Origin of the sequence: Bullifex porci, assembly GCF_009695635.1 — a bacterium.
Taxonomy (GTDB): Bacteria; Spirochaetota; Spirochaetia; order Sphaerochaetales; family Sphaerochaetaceae; genus Bullifex; species Bullifex porci.
This window is the reverse complement of the sequence record NZ_VUNN01000018.1, coordinates 1-20,850: the sequence shown is the minus strand read 5'-3', so window position 1 is coordinate 20,850 and position 20,850 is coordinate 1. Positions and strand designations below refer to the sequence as shown.

Annotated in this window: 18 protein-coding genes and 2 pseudogenes; 18 read left to right on the top strand and 2 right to left on the bottom strand. The window is 38.1% G+C overall.

Annotation, left to right across the window (positions count from 1 at the left end):
* Positions 1 to 5: 5 nt before the first annotated feature.
* Positions 6 to 569 (bottom strand): elongation factor P, encoded by a 564-nt coding sequence (gene efp, locus FYJ80_RS08745; RefSeq protein WP_154426041.1) that lies wholly within the window; start codon positions 567 to 569, stop codon positions 6 to 8.
* Between the two features lie 44 nt (positions 570 to 613).
* The gene (locus FYJ80_RS08740) at positions 614 to 1,597 is read right to left on the bottom strand and encodes an amino acid--tRNA ligase-related protein (RefSeq protein ID WP_154426039.1); all 984 of its coding nucleotides are present in this window, start codon (positions 1,595 to 1,597) and stop codon (positions 614 to 616) included.
* Between the two features lie 55 nt (positions 1,598 to 1,652).
* On the opposite strand from FYJ80_RS08740, the gene mnmE reads away from it, so the two are divergent.
* The 18 genes and pseudogenes from mnmE (at position 1,653) to FYJ80_RS08660 (ending at position 20,729) form a co-directional block, all read left to right on the top strand.
* The gene (gene mnmE / locus FYJ80_RS08735; RefSeq protein WP_154426037.1) at positions 1,653 to 2,969 is read left to right on the top strand and encodes a tRNA uridine-5-carboxymethylaminomethyl(34) synthesis GTPase MnmE; all 1,317 of its coding nucleotides are present in this window, start codon (positions 1,653 to 1,655) and stop codon (positions 2,967 to 2,969) included.
* A gap of 1 nt (position 2,970) precedes the next feature.
* Positions 2,971 to 4,788 carry a tRNA uridine-5-carboxymethylaminomethyl(34) synthesis enzyme MnmG gene (gene mnmG, locus FYJ80_RS08730; RefSeq protein WP_154426035.1) on the top strand — a complete coding sequence of 606 codons (1,818 nt, stop codon included), beginning with the start codon at positions 2,971 to 2,973 and terminating at the stop codon, positions 4,786 to 4,788.
* Entirely contained in the window at positions 4,772 to 5,389 is a 618-nt protein-coding gene (rsmG, locus tag FYJ80_RS08725; RefSeq protein ID WP_154426033.1) for a 16S rRNA (guanine(527)-N(7))-methyltransferase RsmG, read from the top strand. Before mnmG ends, rsmG begins: the two co-directional genes overlap by 17 nt.
* 1 nt (position 5,390) lies before the next feature.
* Positions 5,391 to 8,414 (top strand): DNA translocase FtsK, encoded by a 3,024-nt coding sequence (locus FYJ80_RS08720; protein ID WP_154426031.1) that lies wholly within the window; start codon positions 5,391 to 5,393, stop codon positions 8,412 to 8,414.
* The gene (locus FYJ80_RS08715) at positions 8,407 to 9,201 is read left to right on the top strand and encodes an aminotransferase class IV (protein ID WP_206361048.1); all 795 of its coding nucleotides are present in this window, start codon (positions 8,407 to 8,409) and stop codon (positions 9,199 to 9,201) included. The genes FYJ80_RS08720 and FYJ80_RS08715 overlap by 8 nt, the downstream gene beginning before the upstream one ends.
* 76 nt (positions 9,202 to 9,277) lie before the next feature.
* A complete protein-coding gene (locus FYJ80_RS08710) occupies positions 9,278 to 10,747 on the top strand; it encodes a DEAD/DEAH box helicase (RefSeq protein ID WP_154426027.1) in 1,470 nt (489 codons plus the stop codon).
* A pseudogene (locus FYJ80_RS12390) lies at positions 10,744 to 12,475 on the top strand (ABC transporter ATP-binding protein). Before FYJ80_RS08710 ends, FYJ80_RS12390 begins: the two are co-directional and overlap by 4 nt.
* Complete coding sequence (locus FYJ80_RS08700; RefSeq protein WP_154426025.1) at positions 12,472 to 13,221, top strand: lysophospholipid acyltransferase family protein; 750 nt, start codon at positions 12,472 to 12,474, stop codon at positions 13,219 to 13,221. The pseudogene FYJ80_RS12390 and the gene FYJ80_RS08700 overlap by 4 nt, the downstream one beginning before the upstream one ends.
* Positions 13,221 to 14,597, top strand: a complete 1,377-nt coding sequence (locus FYJ80_RS08695) for an ATP-binding cassette domain-containing protein (protein WP_154426023.1) — start codon at positions 13,221 to 13,223, stop codon at positions 14,595 to 14,597. Before FYJ80_RS08700 ends, FYJ80_RS08695 begins: the two co-directional genes overlap by 1 nt.
* The gene (locus tag FYJ80_RS08690; protein WP_154426021.1) at positions 14,587 to 15,360 is read left to right on the top strand and encodes an energy-coupling factor transporter transmembrane component T family protein; all 774 of its coding nucleotides are present in this window, start codon (positions 14,587 to 14,589) and stop codon (positions 15,358 to 15,360) included. Before FYJ80_RS08695 ends, FYJ80_RS08690 begins: the two co-directional genes overlap by 11 nt.
* Complete coding sequence (locus FYJ80_RS08685) at positions 15,353 to 15,868, top strand: ECF transporter S component (protein ID WP_154426019.1); 516 nt, start codon at positions 15,353 to 15,355, stop codon at positions 15,866 to 15,868. Before FYJ80_RS08690 ends, FYJ80_RS08685 begins: the two co-directional genes overlap by 8 nt.
* 5 nt (positions 15,869 to 15,873) lie before the next feature.
* Positions 15,874 to 17,421: a glutamine-hydrolyzing GMP synthase gene (gene guaA / locus FYJ80_RS08680; protein WP_154426017.1), complete on the top strand. Its 1,548-nt coding sequence runs from the start codon at positions 15,874 to 15,876 to the stop codon at positions 17,419 to 17,421.
* Between the two features lie 554 nt (positions 17,422 to 17,975).
* Positions 17,976 to 18,074: a ParA family protein gene (locus FYJ80_RS12385; RefSeq protein WP_206361047.1), complete on the top strand. Its 99-nt coding sequence runs from the start codon at positions 17,976 to 17,978 to the stop codon at positions 18,072 to 18,074.
* Positions 18,075 to 18,093: 19 nt separating this feature from the next.
* Positions 18,094 to 18,261, top strand: a pseudogene (locus tag FYJ80_RS12380) (ParA family protein); the annotation flags it as partial.
* A gap of 34 nt (positions 18,262 to 18,295) precedes the next feature.
* On the top strand, positions 18,296 to 18,484 hold the full coding sequence (locus FYJ80_RS12375) for a ParA family protein (protein ID WP_206361045.1): 189 nt from the start codon (positions 18,296 to 18,298) through the stop codon (positions 18,482 to 18,484).
* A gap of 221 nt (positions 18,485 to 18,705) precedes the next feature.
* Complete coding sequence (locus FYJ80_RS08670) at positions 18,706 to 18,930, top strand: helix-turn-helix domain-containing protein (RefSeq protein WP_235899620.1); 225 nt, start codon at positions 18,706 to 18,708, stop codon at positions 18,928 to 18,930.
* 3 nt (positions 18,931 to 18,933) lie between these two features.
* A complete protein-coding gene (locus tag FYJ80_RS08665; RefSeq protein WP_154426015.1) occupies positions 18,934 to 19,488 on the top strand; it encodes a TetR/AcrR family transcriptional regulator in 555 nt (184 codons plus the stop codon).
* Positions 19,489 to 19,736: 248 nt separating this feature from the next.
* Positions 19,737 to 20,729 (top strand): radical SAM protein, encoded by a 993-nt coding sequence (locus FYJ80_RS08660; RefSeq protein ID WP_154426013.1) that lies wholly within the window; start codon positions 19,737 to 19,739, stop codon positions 20,727 to 20,729.
* The last annotated feature ends 121 nt before the right edge of the window (positions 20,730 to 20,850 follow it).

Here is a 20,850-nt window from a genome sequence, read left to right as displayed (position 1 = left end):
GTATCTTACTTGTTTACCCTTTCAAGGTATTCCTTAGTCTCTGTGTTGACGCGGATCTTTTCACCCTGTTTGATAAAGATAGGTACTCTTACCTTGAGTCCTGTTTCAGTTGTTACATACTTTGTAGCACCCTGAACTGTATCACCCTTAACAGCTTCTTCTGCTTCAGCTACTGTGAATACAATCTTTGCTGGGATGATGATATCAAGAACCTGATCTTCCCAGAAGGTTGCACGATATGTTTCACCTTCCTTCATGAAGTACTCATAATCAGGGAATGAAGCCATTGGAACTTCAATCTGATCAAAAGATTCAACGTTCATGAATGCGAAGTTTGTTCCATCGTTGTAGAGATACTGGAGATCCTTATCCTCAACTGTGATGTCCTCTGCGTTATCCTGAGATTTCATTGTCTCTGCGAGAACCTGACCTGTGCTTGGGCTCTTAAGCTTTAAGCGAACGAATGCAGAACCCTTACCTGGGTTAACGAATTCGCGATCGATACAAACAAAAGGCTGACCCTTAATTAAAAGTGCAGTACCCTTATCAATCTGACCTGCTTTAATCATTATTATACCTCAAATATTAGTTTATTTACTTATTACTTTTTGACTTACAGTCCGTTTTGTATCATATCAGAAAGAGGAAATAAAAGTAAAGGTGTTATTTCTGCTTTTCCTGTTATGCACATTAAGAGTCTGTCAAGACCAATAGCAACACCACTAGAAGAAGGGATATTTAGCTCATAAAAAGCGGGGTCGATCTTAGGAATAGGTAGACCAGACTCCTTTCTTTGAAGACAAAGCTTTTCATATTCCTTTTCATAGTAAGTCTTTGTTACTTCCTTTGAGGTCTCTTCCTTATAGCAGTTAGCAACCTCTGTACCATTGATATACATTTCCCAGCGATGTCTATATGGCTTATCCTGGTATTTTTCTGCAAGACAATCAATTTGATATGGATAATCTGTTAATACTACCGGCTTATCCTTAGGAAGTGCAGGCTCTACAAAATTAATAAAAATTCTATTAAATGTATCATCCCACGATTCTCCATTTGGGACATAGAGACCAAGCTTTTCAGCACTCTCTTTGAGGCGCTCATACTCTTGGTTATCATCAAGATTTACTCCTGAATAGGCTTTTACAGCCTCTGAAACACTCATAGTAATAAAAGGAGGAAGTGCATAGCTAGGAGTTTGTGGTCTCTTAACTGCTCTTAAAAGCTCCTCTGTTAAAGCTATAGAATCTATTTCATTGAAGCCAAGAGTGTAGTACTCAAGCATCGAGAACTCAGGATTATGAATTAATCCTAGCTGCTCACTATTTCTAAAGCAGCTTGAGATTTGATAGAGAGAAGGAAAGCCATTAGCTAGTAATCTTTTCATAAATACCTCAGGAGATGGTATTAGATACATATCTAAGGAGCCCTCAAACTCATTGATAAATCTTGTTTCAAAGTTTTGTATAGTTGGTTCAGGAATTAAATCTGGAGAGAGTGTTGGAGTAAATACCTCAAGATAATCTCTTGAATCAAAAAAATCTCTAATTGCTTTATTCATTAAGCTTCTTTCTTTTTGGCTTTCAATATCAAACATGTGGTCCTCTTACCTTTCTTGTGTAGATTGTATCAACAAGCTATAATAACACGCTATGGATGCTTATACCACAAATGAACCAATTTATGCATTAGCAACACCTTATGCGCCATCGGCAATTGCAATTGTAAGAACTAGTGGAGATGGTGTTATTAATTTAATCGCAAATGTTTTCTCTAGAAAGGAAAAGCTAATAAAGGCTAAGAGTAATACCTTAGTTCATGGCTGTTTAGTTGACCAAGCTGGAGATAGTGTAGATGAGGTTGTCCTTGCAGTATATAGAGAGGGACATGGATACACTGGAGAAGAAGCAATAGAGATTAATGCTCATGGTTCCTTAACTGGACTTAAGAGAATTTTTTCACTTTTAGAGTCAATCGGTATAAAGCAAGCTAAAAAGGGTGAATTTACATATAGAGCATTCATGCATGGGCGCTTAGATTTAACTCAAGCTGAAGCAGTTGAGGAGTTAATTTCTTCAAAGAGCGTTAGAGGGCAGGCTTCTGCTCTAGAGCGCTTAGAGGGTGGTCTTAAGAGTAGACTATTAAAGATTAAGAGTTCTCTAGTAGAGATGCTTGCCTCCTTAGAGGTTCAGCTAGACTATGCAGAGGATGAAATATTAGAAGATTGGGTAATGCCTAGAGAGGAAATAAATAATATTATTAAAGCTCTTGAGGAGATGATAAGAACCTATAGTGCAGGAACGATATATAGAGAGGGTGCTAAAATCGTCTTAGCTGGTTCTACTAATGCTGGAAAGAGCTCTCTATTTAATTTGTTAACTAAAGAGGATAGAGCTATAGTTTCTCCTATTGCTGGTACTACTCGTGATTACATAGAAGCATATACAACTATAATGGATATCCCTGTAAGGCTTTTTGATACTGCGGGCTTAAGAGATAGCGATGATGTAATTGAGAGTGAGGGTATTAAAAGAAGCGAAAGACTTATCGATGAATCAGATTTAGTAATACTTTTAATATCTCCAGGAGAAGAGGAGCACATTACCTGGAAGACTAAGACTATAGTAGTTAAGTCTAAAAATGATCTTGAAAAGAGAGATGGCTTAGCTATATCTACTTTAAGTGGAGAGGGTATTGGGGCTCTTATCGAGAGAATTCATGAGGAGCTTTTAAACGGCTGCGATAATTCAGAAAGCGGTGCTATTTCAATCGATAGTGAGAGACAGAGAGATTTATTAGTAAAGCTAGTTGAGATGCTTCGCTTTATACTTAGTAATGAGAATGAGAGTGTAGATATCATGGCACTATTTTTCCAAAGTGCTCTCTCTATTTTAGGTGAAATCACAGGAGAGGTTACTAACGAGGAAATCCTTGATACACTCTTTTCAAAATTCTGCTTAGGAAAATAATATGAGAGATTACGATATAATTGTTATTGGCGGTGGACACGCTGGAATAGAGGCTGCAAGTGCAGCTGCTCGTCAGGGCTTTGATACTTTGATGATTACTCAATCACTAGATGCTATCGGAAGACTATCCTGTAACCCTGCAATTGGAGGCTTAGCTAAGGGTAATCTTGTTAGAGAAATAGATGCACTAGGTGGTGTAATGGGTCATTTAATCGATGATACCTTCATCCAATTTAGGATATTAAATAAAAGAAGAGGACCTGCAGTACAGGCACCACGTGCCCAGGCAGATAAATTTTCATATTCACGCTTAGCTAAGGAGACCCTTGAGAAGACACCTCATCTATCACTTTTCATGGATACAGTTACTAATTTACTCATAGAAAATGGTAAATGTATTGGTGTAGTAACTGAGAGAGGGTGGAATATCTCAGCTAAGGCAGTTGTACTCACAACTGGTACCTTCATGAATGGTAGAATCTTCATAGGTGAGTATGATGCTCCATGTGGACGTCTTGGTGAGATGGCAGCTATTGGTCTTGGAGACAACCTTAGAAGGCTAGGCTTTACTGTTGGTAGAATGAAGACAGGTACTCCTGCAAGAGTCAGAAAATCCTCACTAGATTTTGATGAGCTTGAGATTCAAGATGGTGATGAGGAGATAATTCCATTTTCCTTTGAGAATGAAGAGATAATTAGAGCTCAGCTACCATGCTATGTAACCTGGACTAATGATGAGACACATAAGATTATTAGAGATAATATTCACCGCTCTCCTCTTTATGGTGGAAAGATTGTAGGAAAGGGTCCTAGATATTGTCCTTCAATTGAGGATAAGGTTGTAAGATTTCCAGAGAGAGAAAGACACCAAATCTTTGTTGAGCCAGAGGGAAATGGAACTGAGGAGATGTATTTAAATGGTCTTTCCTCATCTCTTCCTGAGGAGGTTCAGCACAAATTTATTAGAACTCTCCCTGGCTTAAGACACTGTGAGATTATGCGCCCTGCATATGCAGTTGAATATGATTATCTTGATCCAACAGGACTTTATCCATCTCTTGAATCAAAGCTTCTTGAAAACCTATTTGTAGCTGGACAAACAAATGGTACCTCTGGTTATGAGGAGGCTGCAGCTCAAGGCTTAATGGCAGGTATTAATGCAGCATTAAAGCTTAGAGGTGAGGAGCCATTAGTATTAAAGAGAACTGAGGCTTACATTGGTGTCCTAATTGATGATCTTGTCACTAAGGGAACTAAAGAGCCATATAGAATGTTTACATCTCGTGCCGAGTATCGTCTTTCATTAAGACACGATAATGCAGATTTAAGATTAACAAGGCTTGCTTATGAAAAGCATTCTGCTTCCCTTGAGCGCTTAGAGCGACTAAATGATAAAATTCAAAAGATGGATATGCTTAAGAGCGTGATTAAGTCATATAAGGAACGAGGTAAAAATGGACTTGATCTACTCAAGGAGCCTGAAGTAGATATGGCATATCTTGAGAGTAGAGTTGATAAAATCAAGGATTTCTCTCTATCTGTAAAGAGAGAAGTTGAGCTTGATATCAAATATGCTGGCTACCTTAAGAGACAGGAAACTGAAGCCTCTAAGTTTGATAGAAGTGAGAAGATATTAATTCCAGAGGATATAAACTACGACGCAATCGATGGGCTATCAAGTGAATCTAGAGAGAAGTTTAAGCTAATAAAGCCAACTAATGTGGGCCAAGCAATGAGAATTAGTGGTGTAAGAGTTTCAGATGTTGCTCTTTTGATGATGTATATTAAAACAAGGAGTCAAAATGGATTTACTACTTGAGGGTGCTGAAAAGCTTAAGCTTGATTTAACATCTCTTCAAAGAGAAAGGCTTGAAAAATATATATCTGAAATTGAGCTATTTAATCCTATTTATAAGCTTGTTTCCTACCAGGATAAAGATGAATTAATAATTAGGCATATTTTAGACTCTCTAGCTGGAGTAAAGGTATTTGAAGCCTTAGAGGGCTCCTCTATAGCCGATTTAGGTACAGGAGCAGGCTTTCCTGGAGTTGTTTTAGCTATAATGCTCGATAGACCAATCGTCCTAGTTGAGAGGATGAAGCGACGTGTTGATTTCTTGAAGAATGTTATTTTAAGGTGTAACTTAAAGAATGTTAGAATCGTTTCAAAGGATGTTAGCGAGGTGGAAGAGAGGTTTGATATCGTAACATGCCGAGCATTTCATCCAATATTTGACATAATAGATGATGTTGATAGAATTCTATCTCCAAATGGTGTCTTTGCGCCATATAAGGGTAAAAAAAGCTATTTATATTCCGAGATAGAAAATCTATCAAATTGGGATGTTAGCATAACTAATCTTCATGTTCCTTTCTTAGATGAGGAGCGTATCATCGCTTTGATGAGGAAGAAAAATTAAAATGGAAAATAAAAAGAAGAAAAAGATATTTTCACTTTTACTTGGTTTTATATTAATACTTTTTGGTGCCGCTATAGCTTTGACAAGGTATGTACCTTTAGTTGATAAAATATTATCACCAGCATATAGCTATTTATGCTTTACTAATAGTATTTATTCATTCTATATTGCTGCTGCATTTTTTATATTAAGTGGATTTTTTGTTTTATTAGTACGAAGAAGAAAGCCTTTTTCACTAATATTAATTCCATATATATACTTTATTTATTTTACAGTATTAGTTGCAGCTCATAGCATTACTAAAAATAGTGAGCCAGCTATTATTATGAGTCGTGTAAGCCAAAGACCATCGCTGGTTTTTTTATGTATTATTTTAGAAATTCTACTCTTTTTATTATTAATAATTATTACTTCTGCTCTTAACTCAAGATTCGCAAATAGAAATCAAAGAGTTAAGAAGGTTAAAGATGATAAAAAGGGAAAGGCTGAATTAAAGAATGAGAATAAGGATGAGGAGCAAAAGGAGGAAGAGGTTGATGCTTCATCTCCTTTAGCATTTCCAGCAGCTCCTACTCTTCCAACCTTTTCAACCTTTTCAAGTAAGGATATTCCAAATAGCGAGGAGCCTGAGAGTATAATTGAGGCTCCTACAGCATCTCTATCTGCATTTCAAAGTGCTAAGGAAAGAGTTGAGGAAAAGGAACAAAATAAGATAGAGAGTAGTCCTAAAAGGACCTCAAGCTTTTTATCTTCTTCTCTTGAGCGAGTTAAAAATAGTGGTGATGAGGTTATTCCATCACAGCGTCCAATTATAGGCTTTGAACAGAAGAAGGAGATTGAGAAGGAGGTCTCTTCATCTATTGCACCATCTAATCTTCCTCCAACACATCCAAGATATAGAATGTTTGAGGCTTTGAAGCGAAAGAATAATAGTGAACAGCCTGATAGCGTAAAGGAAGAGGAAAAGAAGGAAGATGAGGAGAAGAAGGAAAGCTCATTTGCTCCATCAAATCTACCTCCTACACATCCTCGTTACCAAATGTTCCAGGCGCTACACGAGTCTCGTGATACATCATCAACTCCTTCAAGACCTTTTCAGGCTGTAACTGCTCAAAAACAGGAGTCTCCTTCCTCTAAGGTTGAAATTGCAGAGTCTCTTTCTGATGCTATAAGAATGCGTAAGAAGGCTGAGGATCTTGAGACACTTGAAAAGGAAAGAGAGGAGAGAGAAAGAAACGAACAGCTAAAGAGAGAGGCTGAGGAAGAGGCTCTTAAATTAAAGACTCAAATGATCGAAGAGGATAGAGTTAGAAGAGAGATGCTTCTAAGAGAGCAATATCGCAAGGAGGCTGAAGCTAAGATTAGAGCTGAGCTAGAGGCTCAAGGTATATCCTTTGATAAGACAGCTGAAAAGGATGATGTACATGAGCTTCCTCGTAGTGATGGTTACTACCAAGGCGCAAGCACAGCTAGAGCTGTAGGAGATGCTAAGGTTGAAGGAAGTGAAATGCCAAAGAACGAGGATTCCTCATCACAAATAGAGTTTAAGGTTGGTATTGGCGGGCTAGCAAGTAATAATGCTGGTGAGTCTGCAATTATAACTAGACAAAATCGAGGGTATAATCCTCCAACAGCAGATCTTTTAAAGAGCTATCCTGAGGCTAGCTATGAGATAGATGAAGATACTAGAAGACTTGGTGAATTAATGTGCACAGTTATGCACGATTTCAGAGTAGATGTTACTTTGATTAATATCATCAAGGGACCTACAGTAACAATGTTTGAATATGACCTTGCTCCTGGAATAATGGTATCTAAGGTTACTGCGCTTCAAAACAATATTAGTATGCGTATTGGAGGAAAGCAGATAAGAATACTTGCTCCTGTTCCTGGAAAGAGTGCTATTGGTATTGAGGTTCCAAATGAAAAGAGAGCAACTGTTGGCTTTAAGGAGCTTCTAGAGCCACTAAGACAAAGCGGCTTTAAGGTCCCAATGATTTTAGGTAGAAATATCTTAGGTCAGCCAATGATGCTTGATGTTTCAAAGACACCACACCTACTAATTGCAGGTACAACAGGCTCAGGTAAGAGTGTATGTATTAATGGTCTTATAGTTTCTCTATTGTACACTAAGAGTCCTAAAGAGGTTCGATTAATCATGGTCGACCCAAAGGTTGTAGAGCTTCAGGTTTATAATAGAATTCCACATCTATTAACACCTGTAATCACAGAACCAAAGAGAGTATTAAAGATGCTTTCTTGGCTTGTAGATGAGATGGAAAGACGTTATAGAGTCTTTTCTCAAATTGGAACAAGAAACATCGAGGGTTTTAATTCAAGTGTTCATACTCTAGGCTATGCAACAGAGAAGATGCCATACATCGTTTTGATTATGGATGAATTTGCTGATCTAATGACTGTCATTGGAAAGGATATGGAGAGCTATGTAGCTCGTCTAATGGCAAAGGCTAGAGCGGCTGGTATTCATGTTGTTATGGCAACTCAAAGACCTTCAAGTGAGGTAATAACTGGAACCATTAAGAATAATATTCCATCACGCATTTCATTTGCAGTTTCCTCTGCAATGAACTCAAGAATTATCTTAGATGAATCAGGAGCTGAGAACCTACTTGGTCGTGGTGATATGCTATATCTAGCAAATGGCTCTAACTCACTAAGCCGTATCCAGGGTGCATTCTTATCAGATGAAGAGGTTGATAAGGTTGTCTCCTACGTTAAGAGTCAGGGTGAGCCTGATTACCTCGATGAATCAATCTTTGAGGATGATGTTGAAGAGGAAGCCTATGATGATGGTGGAGACTATAGCGGAAGCGGAGATGAGGATATGTATGAGAAGGCAAAGCAAATTGTCTTTGAAAGAAAGGGTGCTTCAGCTTCATATCTTCAGCGTCGTTTAGGAATAGGTTATAACAGAGCAGCAAAACTTGTTGAACAAATGGAAGAAGAGGGTATAGTAGGACCTGCAAATGGTTCTAAGCCAAGGGAAATATTACGTTATGAGTAAAAGTGCAATTAAAAATGGTTTAATAATAGATGAAAAGGATGCTGTACTTCCTATTACCTTAAGGGAGGTACAGTGTAATTACTCTGTCTATGAAGCTTTAAGAGTTCTACATGGTAAGGTAGTTCATTTAGCTGACCACGAAAAGAGGCTTAGAGAGAGTGCTTCAATGCTTAATATGAAGCTTCCAAGTCTTGATTTAGAGTCTTGGATAAATAAGCTAATAGAGCATGATAGGCTTGATGATGTAACTATGAGGATACTTGTTGTCGGAGGAAAGGATGTACAAGTATTTATTACATATCAGGAGCTCTTAACATATCCAGATAGCTACTACGATGAGGGAATAGCAGTTACAACGTATCATGGAGAGCGTTTTATGCCTAAGTGTAAGACTAGTAACCTACTTCTTAGCTACTTAGCATTAGAGGATTCAAAAAGTAAGGGTGGCTTTGAGGCTCTCCTAGTTGATAGAAATGATAGAGTCCTAGAGGGTACTAGATCAAACTTCTACATGGTTAAGGGAAACTGTGTTTATACAGCAGGTGATGAGGACGTTCTTTCTGGTGTTACTAGAATTTCAGTTTTGAAGGCATTAAAGGAGTTAGATATAAAGGTAGTACTAGAGGCTCCTAAGCTTTCTGAGCTAAAGGATGGCGATACTCTCTTTATCTCATCAACTAGTATGGCGGCTATGCCTATATCTACTTTAGATGGAAAAAGGATACCTTGTGACTTTGAGCTGGTAAAAAAGATTTGTTCCTACGTTAGATTACACGAACTTGACTGATTGCCCCTACCTAATTAATAGACAAAAGTGCTCTATTATCATAATAATAGAGTACAGATAGTATCGGAAAAGAAAAATGAAATTTAATGAATTAGGTTTGCAAGAAAGTGTACTTGAAGGAATAAAGGCTGCAGGATTTGAAATTTGTACAAACGTGCAGGAAATGGTTCTCCCTGTTTCTCTTACAGGTCGTGATGTCATGGTTCAGTCTAAAACTGGATCTGGAAAAACAGCTGTATATTTGCTTACAATTTTGGAGCAATATCAAAAGAGAAAGAATGCAGGGCTTCCACTTCCAGTTTCTCTAGTAATTGCTCCAACTAGAGAGCTTGCTCTTCAAATAGAAGAGGATGCTAAATTACTTTCAAGCCACATGAAGGATTTCAAGGTTGCCTGCTTCTATGGTGGAGTTGGCTATCAAAGACAAAATGAGGAGATAAGCTCAGGGCTTTCTCTCTATGTTGGAACTCCTGGACGACTAATTGATTTTGCTCTATCAAGAAAGATTGACTTTAGACAGTTTTCTACTGTTGTTATCGATGAAGCAGATAGAATGTTTGATATGGGCTTCTATCCAGATGTTCAGAGAATGTTCTCTATGATGTGCTCAAAAGAGGACCGTCAAACTCTATTACTTTCTGCTACTCTTTCTACTCGAGTAAGAAACCTTGCTTGGGAATATATGAATGAGCCAGTGGAGCTTGAAAGTCAGCCTGAAGAAATAACTGTAAAAAATATTACTCAAGAGCTTTTTCATGTTTCTAAGGATGAAAAGTTCTATTTACTCTTACAAATCCTAAATAAGATTGCTCCAAAGAGCTGCTTAATATTTACTAATACTAAGGGCCGTGCTGTAGAGGTTGCAAAGCGACTTTCATTAAATGGATATAAATCAAGCTACCTTATGGGTGATATGCCTCAAAGAGAGAGATTAGAGGCTCTTAATAAGATTAAAAGCGGAGAGCTTAAGATATTAGTTGCAACAGATATTGCAGCTAGAGGTCTTCAAATTGATGATCTTGAGTTAGTTGTAAACTACGATATTCCAGAGGACTATGAAGCATATGTACACCGCATAGGAAGAACTGCGAGAGCCGGAAAGAGCGGTAAGGCAATTACACTTGCATGTGAAGAGTATATTTATGGTCTTGAAGCAATAGAGAACTATATCCAGATGAAAATCCCTGTAGTTTGGGCAGATGAGGTAGGACTTTCAGAGGTTGTAGATAAGAGTGCTGGATATAAGCCTTCTAATAGAAAAGTAAATAGTAAGGGACCTAGTAATTCTAAGAAGAGTAATAATAAAGTAGCTCCAAAGAAGCCTGCTAAGGCAAAAGCTAGTGTTAGCTATGAAAATCTTGCTAAGATGACTCCTGAAGAGAGAATGGATTACTATAAAAAGACATTTGGTTCAAAGGAACAGAGTAAGAAAAAAAGTGTTGTTACTCCAATGCCTAAGGTACAGAGTGCTCCTTCTCAAAAGACTACTCAGCCTAAGAAGAGTCTTTTAAGTAAAGTATTATCATTTTTTAGGAGAGAAAAATGAAGCTTTTTAAAAGGTTTATGGCTTACTATATACCATTTTTAAAATTATTCATTTTAGATATAGCAGTTGCTGCCTTTTCCTCTGTTTTATCTATTTTATTTCCAGTATTAACAAGATATTTGTTAAATGAACCAATCCCAAATCGTGATTACAACATGATGATTATCATTTTTGCAATCATGCTAGCTGTTTATATTATTCAAGCAGTAAGTAACTACATCCGTATTCGTTGGGGGCATATCTTGGGCGTAAGAATGGAAAATAAGATGAGAGCTGATTTATTTGCTCATCTTCAAACACTATCCTTCTCCTACTATGATAAGACAAAGACTGGAACAATAATGTCAAGAATTTCAAATGACCTGTTCCAGATTGCAGAGGTTGCCCACCATGGTCCTGAGGATTTATTAATTAGTGTTGCAACTATTATTGGTGCATACATTTTAATGTTTATGATCTCAGTTCCTCTTGCCCTTGTTTCTATGATACCTCTTCCATTTATGCTTTTCTATGGAATCGTATTTGGTCATCGCTTGAAGGAGAAAAAATAGAGCAGTTAGACGTTCAGTTGCAAATATTAATGTTGATGCTGAAAACTCAATTCAAGGTATTAGAGAGGTAAAATCCTTTGCTCAGGAGGATTTCCAAAAGAGTAAATTTGAGAAATCAAATGTAGTACTTAAGGAAACTAGAGAAGCAATGTATAAGCAGATGGCATCATACCATGCTGGAATTGGCTTTATGAGAGATGCTTATTACCTAATTACAGTTGCTGGAGGAGCAATATTAATTGCTTTAGGCTTTGCAGAGGTAACAGATTTACTTACCTTCGTTCTTTATGTATCTGTTGTACTTCCACCTATTGATAGACTTATAAACTTTACAGAGCAGCTTCAGCAGGGTATTGCTTCCTTTGAGCGCTTTACTGAGGTCATGGATATTAAGCCAGAGATCGAGGATAATAAGGATGCAAAGCCGCTTGAGGTCAAGGATGCTACTATTAAATTCTCAGATGTTTCCTTCTCATATGAATCGAGAAGTGGAGAGAAGGTAACTTCACACTTAGATTTAACAATTCCTGGTGGCTCTAGAGTTGCTTTAGTTGGTGAAAGTGGTGCAGGTAAGACTACTATTGTATCACTACTAGCAAGATTCTATGAGCGTGATAAGGGCTCTATTACAATTGATGGTGTTGATATCAAGGATGTAACACAGGAGTCCCTTCATAAGGCAATTGGCTTTGTACAGCAAAGTGTATTCTTGTTTGATGCGTCAATTAGAGAAAATCTTAGATATGGAAAGAGTGATGCAACAGATGAAGAGCTATGGCAGGCATTGAAGGTTGCAAATCTATATGAGTTCGTCCAAAGCCTTCCTGAGGGGTTAGATACCGAGGTTGGTGAAAGAGGTACAAGATTATCTGGTGGCCAAAAGCAAAGATTATCTATTGCTAGAGTATTTTTAAAGAACCCTCCAATATTAATCTTTGATGAAGCAACTAGTAGCCTAGATACAGAGAGTGAAGCATTAATTCAAGATGCCTTTAATAATATTTCAAAGGGTAAGACATCAATTGTTATTGCTCATAGATTATCTACAATTGCAGATTGCGATAAAATCTTTGTTATAGAAAAGGGTAGTGTGAAGGAAGCTGGAACACATCAAGAATTACTTGCCAAGAATGGCGCATATGCAAGATTATATAATGTAAAAAGGGATGTATTATGATTAAATTTATAAAGATTTTAATTGCAGCTATTATTGTTGTTCCATTTTTTATTTTAAGCTATATTCCTCTATTTATTGCATTTTGCTTGAAAAAAGCAGGAAATAAAAATGCATCTGAGCTTGTAATAAATAAAACAGCTCACTTTCTAATTAGAGCTATATTTTTTGTATTAGGTGGTAAGGTTGTAGTTGAAGGCCTTGATAACATTCCTAATAGTGGTAAGCTTTGTTTTATTGGAAACCATACATCCTTATTAGATTGTATTGCTGTAATGTATCCTAAAAAGGTATTCACAGGCTTTATTGGTAAGGTAGAGATTAAGAAAATTCCAATAGTTAATAGTTGGTTTAACGCTTTAAACTCTGTATATATCGATAGAAAGAGTCCACGTGACTCAATTAAAGCAATATTACAGGGCTCTGATAATATTAAAAATGGTAAAGCAATGACTATCTTCCCAGAGGGTACAAGAAGTAAGGATGGAAGTGTACATGAGTTTAAAGCTGGCTCCTTTAAGATGGCAAGCCGTGTTGATGCAATAATCTGTCCTTGTGCTATTAGAGGTACTAGATACCTATTTGAAAATCCATTTACTCTTCTTAGAAAGAAGGTATATATCTCTTTCCTTCCACCAATTGATACCTCCTTAATGGATGAGGAAGAGAAGAAGAATATACATATAATTGTAGAAGAAAGTATTAGAAAGTGTTATGAAAGCCTCCCAGAGGTTAAAAAGATTAAATAATGCTAAAGGTTGATAATCTTTCCTTTTCATATACAGTTTATGAAAGCACCTCTAATAGGGTGCTTTTTGACAATGTATCATTTGAGTGTAGAGAAAATGAAAATATTCTAATCTTAGGACGCCCAGAGAAGGGTAAGTCTACACTTTCAATGATTTTATCTGGCTTAACTCCAAAATATAATGATGGCAATCTAACTGGAAGTGTTACATATGACTCTCTTTCATGTGAGGAAGCACTTGAAAGGATGAATATCTTTTCATTAGTTCCTCAAAATGCAACAGACTTTATTATTACTTCAACTGTAGAAGAGGAGGTAGTTTTCCCTATGCAATCTCTTTGCCTTGATCGTGAAGAGATGAAAAAGAGATTAGATGAGGCTTTAAGCTTTTGGGGACTTAATCGATATCGCAATATCTCCACTTCTGAGCTTAGTGGTGGAGAAAAACGTCGTTTAATGCTTGCTACCTCTGATGTCGTTTACAGTAAGTATAATATATTAGATGAAGCCTTTGATGATTTAGATGTCTCATACCGAAAGAAGCTAAGTGATAGATTAAAGGAGAGAAAAAGAGCAACAGTTGTATTTGCATCTCACTATCTTAATTGCTTTGATAGTGTATTTGATAAAGTATATATCCTTGATGGCACATTAGCTCTTGCTGATAATAGCTCAATTGAAGAGTTTTCTAAAATTGAACATGTTGTATTTGAAAATAAATTATCCTCCGATGAGCTTATAGTAAAAAATTTAACTTTCACACACCCTCATAGATCTGTACTTGAGGAGGAGCCATTTAAAATTAAAGTTGATAATTTCTCTCTTAAAAGAGGTGAAGTAATAACTTTAAGAGGGTTAAATGGAAGTGGTAAATCAACATTTTCATCTATCCTTTGTGGCTTATATGAAAAGGATAGTGGTGAGATAATATATCGGTCAAAAAGCTTAAAGAAGAAGGAGCTATCGAGGATTGTGGGATATATGTTCCAAAATCCTGATTTCCAAATCTTCTTACCAACTGCGTATGATGAATTAGCCTTTGCGCTTGATTATTTAAAGCTATCTAGCAAAGAAAAGGAGAGAAGAGTAACGGAGCTACTAAAGCTATTTAGATTAAATGGGGATGATGTTGCCTCCCTAATGAGCTATGGCGAAAGAAAGAGACTTCAATGTGCGATATACTACTCTCTTAATCGTCCATTTTATATTCTTGATGAGCTTGATAGCGCTCTTGATTACGAGGAATCAATTAGGCTAATTAAGCTACTTTCAGCTAATGGAGCTGGAATATTATTAATTACTCATGATGAAGCGTTTGCTGATGCTATTACAAATCATGGGTACTATATTGAGAATGGTGTGATGTATGCAAATTAATACCTATATTGCAGGCTCCTCCCTATATCATCGATTCGATGTAAGAGCAAAGATAATCTTTACAATATTAATGTGCATTGTGGTTTTCTTTGATATGCCACTTTATGTTCATTATGCGTTAACTTTATTAATAACGTTACTTTCTTTAACTACAGTTAAATTAAAGGTAACATTACATAATATTAAGCTAATGCTACCTGTTACTATCTTTATGGTTTTATTTATGCCTCTTCAGGAAAGAGGTGGAAGTGCACTATTAAGCTATAAGAGCTTTACTATTATTACAACTGAAGGCTTAAATATAGTTCTAGTCTTAATTTCACGTTTCTATTTTATCTCTATGATCTGTACTCTTCTTTTAGAGAGCTCTACAAGTAGAGATATATTATTAGCTCTTAAAAGTTTCCATCTTCCAGATTCTTTCTGTATGGTGCTTTCACTAGCTTTAAGATTTATTCCATCCTTTGCTTCAACCTTTACTAGGATTAAGGATAGTCAACGCTTAAGACTTCCTAATCCTGACGAGGAGGGAGAGAAAAAATCCTTTACAAAGCTAATACCTACATTTACTTCTGCATTGGTTGTTGCACTAAAAAGTATCAACACAACAGCAGCTGCATTGGACCTCAGAGGATATGGAAGGAGTAAAAATAAAGCTGAATTCTATACCCTTGAAGGGGGCAAAAAGTTGTTTACACATTTGGCTATTAGCATTATTATTCCTGCTATATTTTTAATTACCTTGGAGGCTTTACATGGCTAAAGAGAAGAGTAATACAGTTAAAATTGCAACTCTTGCAATTTGTATCGCTGTAGTATGTGTTTTCACTATGGTTATAAAGATTCCTACAGCTCGTGGTTATCTTAATCCTTGCGACGTCGCTATCTGTTTTATCGCTTATACATTAGGTCCAGTTACAGCAGGCTTATCTGCAGGACTAGGAACAGCACTTGCAGATGCCATTGGTGGCTACCCACAGTGGGCTGCTATAAGCTTTATTGTACATGGCTTAGAGGGCTTACTTATGGCTTTAATTATGAGTAAGGAGACAATTACCTTTGCAAGAAAGCTTATTGCTGGTTTAGTTTGTATGGTAGTCGTTGCTGGAGGCTATTGCCTTTTAGCAGGCTTTTTCTTAACAGGCTTCCCAACAGCAATTGCAGAGATCCCTGGAAACCTTATCCAAAGTGGTGTAGGTGTTGTTGCGGGCTTTATCTTAAGTGAGGCTGTTAGAAAGGCTTATCCACCTGTAAAGACAATTTCTTGGTAGTAAATATGGAACAGAAACATGATACAGTAATAGTACTCGATTTTGGCGCTCAATATAGTCAGCTTATCGCAAGAAGAGTTAGAGAGCTTGGAGTATATAGCCAAATCGTACCATTTAATACAAGTGCAGAAGAAATAAAGAAGATAGCTCCTAAGGGGATTATCTTCTCTGGTGGACCTGCATCTGTAAGTCAGGAAGGCTCTCCTCGTCCTGATAAGGAGATCTTTTCACTTGGTATTCCTGTTTTAGGTATTTGTTATGGGTTACAGGTAATGTCTTTAGTATTAGGTGGACATGTAACCTGTCCTGAGAAAAAGGAATATGGAATAGCTAACATAAACATCTTAAGAGAAAGTAAGCTCTTAAAGGGTGTTAGTGATCTATCACAGGTTTGGATGAGTCATGGAGATAGTGTTGATAAAATCCCTGAAGGCTTTGTTACAGTAGCTGATACTCCAAATTGTCCATATACAGTAGTTGAGGATAGTAAAAGAAGCTTCTATGGAGTTCAATTCCACCCAGAGGTAGCTCACTCTCTTGATGGTCAGAAGATGCTTTCAAACTTTGTACTTGATATTTGTAATGCTAAAGCTGACTGGAATATGGGTAATTTCATCAATGAAGCTATCGAGTCAATTAGAAAGGAAGTTGGTGATGGCCAAGTTCTTTGTGGCCTTTCTGGTGGAGTAGATTCCTCAGTTGCAGCAGTACTTATTCATAGAGCTATTGGTGATAAGCTAGTATGCGTATTTGTTAATAACGGTATGCTTAGAAAGAATGAAGCTCAAAATGTTTTAGATTTATTTGGAAAGCATTTTAATATGAGACTTCAATATGCCGATGCTGAGGATGCTTTCTTAAGTGCATTAAAGGGTAAAACAGATCCTGAGGATAAGAGAAAGACTATTGGAAAGCTCTTTGTTGATACCTTCTATAATGAAGCAAGGAAGTGTGGTGATATTACTCACCTTGCACAAGGTACTCTCTATCCAGATATCGTTGAATCGAAATCACCATTTGGTGGCCCTACATCTACAATTAAATCACACCACAATGTTGGTGGTCTTCCAGAGGACTTGAAGTGGAAGCTTTTAGAGCCTTTAAAGGAGCTATTTAAGGATGAAGTTAGAGAGCTTGGAAGAGAATTAGGTCTTCCTGAGGAGCTTGTTGATCGTCATCCATTCCCAGGTCCTGGATTAGGTGTAAGATGTATTGGTGAGGTCACAAAGGAGCGTCTCGATACTCTAAGAGATGTTGATGCTATCTTTATCGATGAGATTAGAAAAGCAGGTCTTTACCATGAAATTTGGCAAGCCTTAGCTGACCTACTACCAGTTAAGAGTGTAGGTGTACAGGGTGATGAGAGAACCTATAGAGAAGTGTGTACTCTTCGTGCTGTAACAAGCCAAGATGCAATGACTGCCGATTGGTATCATCTTCCATATGATGTAATGCAAAGATGTGCATCAAGAATATGTAACGAAGTAAAGGGTGTAAATAGAGTCCTTTATGATATTACCTCAAAGCCACCTGCAACTATTGAGTGGGAATAGTATGAAAATAAAGCCTAACTTATTGTAATATCATGAGTTAGGCTTTTATTTATAATTGTTATTGTACCATTTATGTACCTATAAAGAAATTAGCGTGGTTAAATGGATACTTTTTGACAAATCGAATCAAGTTTTTCTGTAACCTCTTCTTCTTTTTCTTTATAAAGGTGAGAATACGTTCTTAGATTAGTTTCTATATTTTTTATGCCCTAATCTTTCAGAGACTAGCTTTACTGGAGTACCCATATTATTGGAAGGGTTGCATGTGAATGCCCATACACTATAATAAAGACAAATCGGAAAATCCCTAATATTTAAAGGGTTTGCTGGTTTGTCTTTATTCTTTTTCCACGGTTTTTAACCACAAAAAACAGGCTCAAAAGGCGGGCCGGAAAGTGAGGTGTTTCATTAGAACTAAAATCTCTCATCGCTCCAAAATAACAGAACATTGGACTTTGAGGGATATCCGTCGCTTTTTTAGTGGCGGCTTTTCTTATATCTAAACACAATTCAAAGAGGCCATATATGAATAAACGATATTGCGGCGTGAAATTATGAATACCCAAATCATTGCCATCGTCAACCAGAAAGGTGGCGTTGGAAAGACAACAACCTGTACCAATCTCGGCATAGGGCAGGCCCTAACCGGATAAGCTCCCCGTTACCCTCTCCGGCATGGAGGTATCGCTGGTAAACGCCATGAGCCGGGAAACCATTCTGCGGCAGTATCTGGACACGCTGAAACGGGATTATACCCACATTCTAATCGACTGCAAGCCATCTTTAGATATGCTGAAGGTCAATGCTAACCGGGTATTGATTCCCGTCCAGGCCGATTAATCCCAAACTGTAAATTGATGGTATTCTGCTGACCATGGTAGACAGCCGTACCAACTTTGCCAAAGAGATCAGCGCCTTGCTGCGGGATACCTACGGCAGCAAAATCATGGTATTCGCCACAGATATTCCTCATTCCGTTCGGGCCAGTGAGCTGGCCGTGTTCCATAAGCGTTTGAAAAACACGAAGCTGCATTATGCAATCATGTGTTCAAAGGGGGCTTGAGGGACTATCCTCAACAAGCGCCTGGAGGTTATCTGGATAGCCAAAAGCATTGCTTGCCAGTATGTTAGTAAGTCCTATAATAGAAACCACAAAAAATTCCAATTATAAAATAAAAATTCATTTTCGTATAAATTCTATTGTATTTAAAAAGAAAAAAAAGATTATACTAACTATGAAGGAAAACTGACTGTTTGGTTTTTATTTGTCAGGAGGTAGCAAAAATGGATGAGGCCAAGATGGTTCTTTCTTACAATAAACTTTGGAAAATGCTTATTGACCGTAAATTAAAGAAAAAAGATTTACAGAAGATGACTCATCTCAGTTCATCAGTAATTGCCAAAATGGGGCGAGACGAATCGGTTCACTTAGATACGATTGTGAAAATTTGCATTGCTCTTCAATGTAATATTTCAGACATAGTTGAACTCCAAAGAAAGGAGGCGTAACACATGGCCAATTTTACTAAAAAAGCTATTCGGGATTCATTTGTGAAACTATTGAACGAGAAGCCTTTGAGCCAAATTACCATTCGGGATATTGTAGATGACTGCGGCGTGAACCGCAATACCTTTTATTACTATTACCAGGACCTGCCGCAATTGGTGGAAAGTATTGTAAATGCGGATGCGGAGCGGATGATTCGGGAGCATCCAGCGGTAGAATCGCTGGAGGATTGCATCAATGCCGCCCTCAGCTTTGCATTGGAAAACCGGAAAGCGGTTATGCACATTTACCACTCCGTCAACCGGGATATCTACGAGCAGTATCAGTGGCGGGTATGCGAGCATGTGGTCACGATTTATGTGGACGTGATCTTGGCGGGAAGGCAGATTTCTACGGAAGACCGAAAGGTCATCATAGATTACTTAAAATGCGTCTGCTTCGGTATTATCATCGGCTGGCTGGAAACAGGGATGCAGGAAGGAATTCAAACCCGATTCCAACGGATTTACGAATTGAAGCAGGGGGATCTTGAACGTTTGATCGCCCGATGTGAAAAGTAAAAATAAATTTTTCAGACAAAGCGGCCTCTATGCCTAAATTTCAGGCATGGAGGCCTTTTTTGTCCGTATAAAACAGATTCTTTCCCCAATATAATGAGAACACAAACAAAAACATAGAGGACCATGTTATGTATTATTCCAGCGGTAATTACGAAGCCTTTGCCCGTACCAGAAAGCCCGAGGGCGTGGACAACAAAGCATCACTGAGGGGAAGTGTTGCCTCCCCGCTTATATAAGGAGAGATAAAGATGTCATTTACAAATCAACTGAAAAAAGCAACTCTGCGTACTGCTTTTGGCTTCTTGGAGAAAAATCCGGAAGAAAATGCTCTGAAACTGATGTCCTGGGTGGATAAGTTGGCTGGCGATGGCCCCGACAGTTTCCCAGTCCATCGCGCGGCAGTCCGTCAAGTGCTGGAAGACCCGCAGAACAATATGTATCAGCTCGCTATGAGCATCCTGAAGGAGACGGATTCGGAGGTCCTAAAGGCCACCTTTGAAACTTTCTTCCTCAACGCGAATATCATCGGTTGGCCAAAGCAGCAGGAACTGAGGAAGAAATATAACTGCAATATTCCTTGGGCCATTCTGCTTGACCCTACCTCTGCCTGCAACCTGCACTGCACCGGCTGCTGGGCTGCGGAATACGGCAACAAGCTGAACTTGACCTTTGACGAGATTGATTCCATTATCACCCAGGGCAAGGAATTGGGCGTATATATGTACATATATACCGGCGGTGAGCCTCTGGTTCGCAAAAAGGACCTGATCGCCCTATGTGAAAAGCACAGCGACTGCCAGTTCCTTTCCTTCACAAACGCCACATTGATCGACGAAGCTTTTGCAAACGAGATGCTCCGGGTGAAGAATTTTATCCCTGCCATCAGCGTGGAGGGCTTTGAGTCTGCCACCGATGGCCGCCGTGGCAACGGTACCTACCAGAAAGTGATTCAGGCAATGGCAATCCTGAAGGAGAAGCATCTGCCTTTCGGCCTGTCCTGCTGCTACACCAGCCAGAATCTGGATTCTATCAGCTCCTATGAATTTATTGATCAGATGATTCAGTGGGGTGCTCGGTTTGTCTGGTACTTCCACTACATGCCAGTGGGCAATGATGCAGTGCCGGAACTACTGCCTAATCCTGAGCAGCGGGAATTCATGTATCACAGGATCCGGGACATCCGGGCTACCAAGCCGATCTTCGCCATGGACTTCCAGAATGATGGTGAGTATGTATGTTAGAGTCAACAGAAAAGGGCCAGAAATAGTCAAATGAAAAGGGACAATTTAAAAGTAGTCAACTAAAAAGGGACAAAAAAAGTCAGTTAAAAAAGGAAAAAGCATCTTAAGTAATTTTGATATA

Coding starts and splice junctions, on each gene's coding strand:
- efp (WP_154426041.1), bottom strand. CDS start 569: ATGATTAAAGCAGGTCAGATTGATAAGGGTACTGCACTTTTAATTAAG.
- FYJ80_RS08740 (WP_154426039.1), bottom strand. CDS start 1,597: ATGTTTGATATTGAAAGCCAAAAAGAAAGAAGCTTAATGAATAAAGCA.
- mnmE (WP_154426037.1), top strand. CDS start 1,653: ATGGATGCTTATACCACAAATGAACCAATTTATGCATTAGCAACACCT.
- mnmG (WP_154426035.1), top strand. CDS start 2,971: ATGAGAGATTACGATATAATTGTTATTGGCGGTGGACACGCTGGAATA.
- rsmG (WP_154426033.1), top strand. CDS start 4,772: ATGGATTTACTACTTGAGGGTGCTGAAAAGCTTAAGCTTGATTTAACA.
- FYJ80_RS08720 (WP_154426031.1), top strand. CDS start 5,391: ATGGAAAATAAAAAGAAGAAAAAGATATTTTCACTTTTACTTGGTTTT.
- FYJ80_RS08715 (WP_206361048.1), top strand. CDS start 8,407: ATGAGTAAAAGTGCAATTAAAAATGGTTTAATAATAGATGAAAAGGAT.
- FYJ80_RS08710 (WP_154426027.1), top strand. CDS start 9,278: ATGAAATTTAATGAATTAGGTTTGCAAGAAAGTGTACTTGAAGGAATA.
- FYJ80_RS08700 (WP_154426025.1), top strand. CDS start 12,472: ATGATTAAATTTATAAAGATTTTAATTGCAGCTATTATTGTTGTTCCA.
- FYJ80_RS08695 (WP_154426023.1), top strand. CDS start 13,221: ATGCTAAAGGTTGATAATCTTTCCTTTTCATATACAGTTTATGAAAGC.
- FYJ80_RS08690 (WP_154426021.1), top strand. CDS start 14,587: ATGCAAATTAATACCTATATTGCAGGCTCCTCCCTATATCATCGATTC.
- FYJ80_RS08685 (WP_154426019.1), top strand. CDS start 15,353: ATGGCTAAAGAGAAGAGTAATACAGTTAAAATTGCAACTCTTGCAATT.
- guaA (WP_154426017.1), top strand. CDS start 15,874: ATGGAACAGAAACATGATACAGTAATAGTACTCGATTTTGGCGCTCAA.
- FYJ80_RS12385 (WP_206361047.1), top strand. CDS start 17,976: ATGAATACCCAAATCATTGCCATCGTCAACCAGAAAGGTGGCGTTGGA.
- FYJ80_RS12375 (WP_206361045.1), top strand. CDS start 18,296: ATGGTAGACAGCCGTACCAACTTTGCCAAAGAGATCAGCGCCTTGCTG.
- FYJ80_RS08670 (WP_235899620.1), top strand. CDS start 18,706: ATGGATGAGGCCAAGATGGTTCTTTCTTACAATAAACTTTGGAAAATG.
- FYJ80_RS08665 (WP_154426015.1), top strand. CDS start 18,934: ATGGCCAATTTTACTAAAAAAGCTATTCGGGATTCATTTGTGAAACTA.
- FYJ80_RS08660 (WP_154426013.1), top strand. CDS start 19,737: ATGTCATTTACAAATCAACTGAAAAAAGCAACTCTGCGTACTGCTTTT.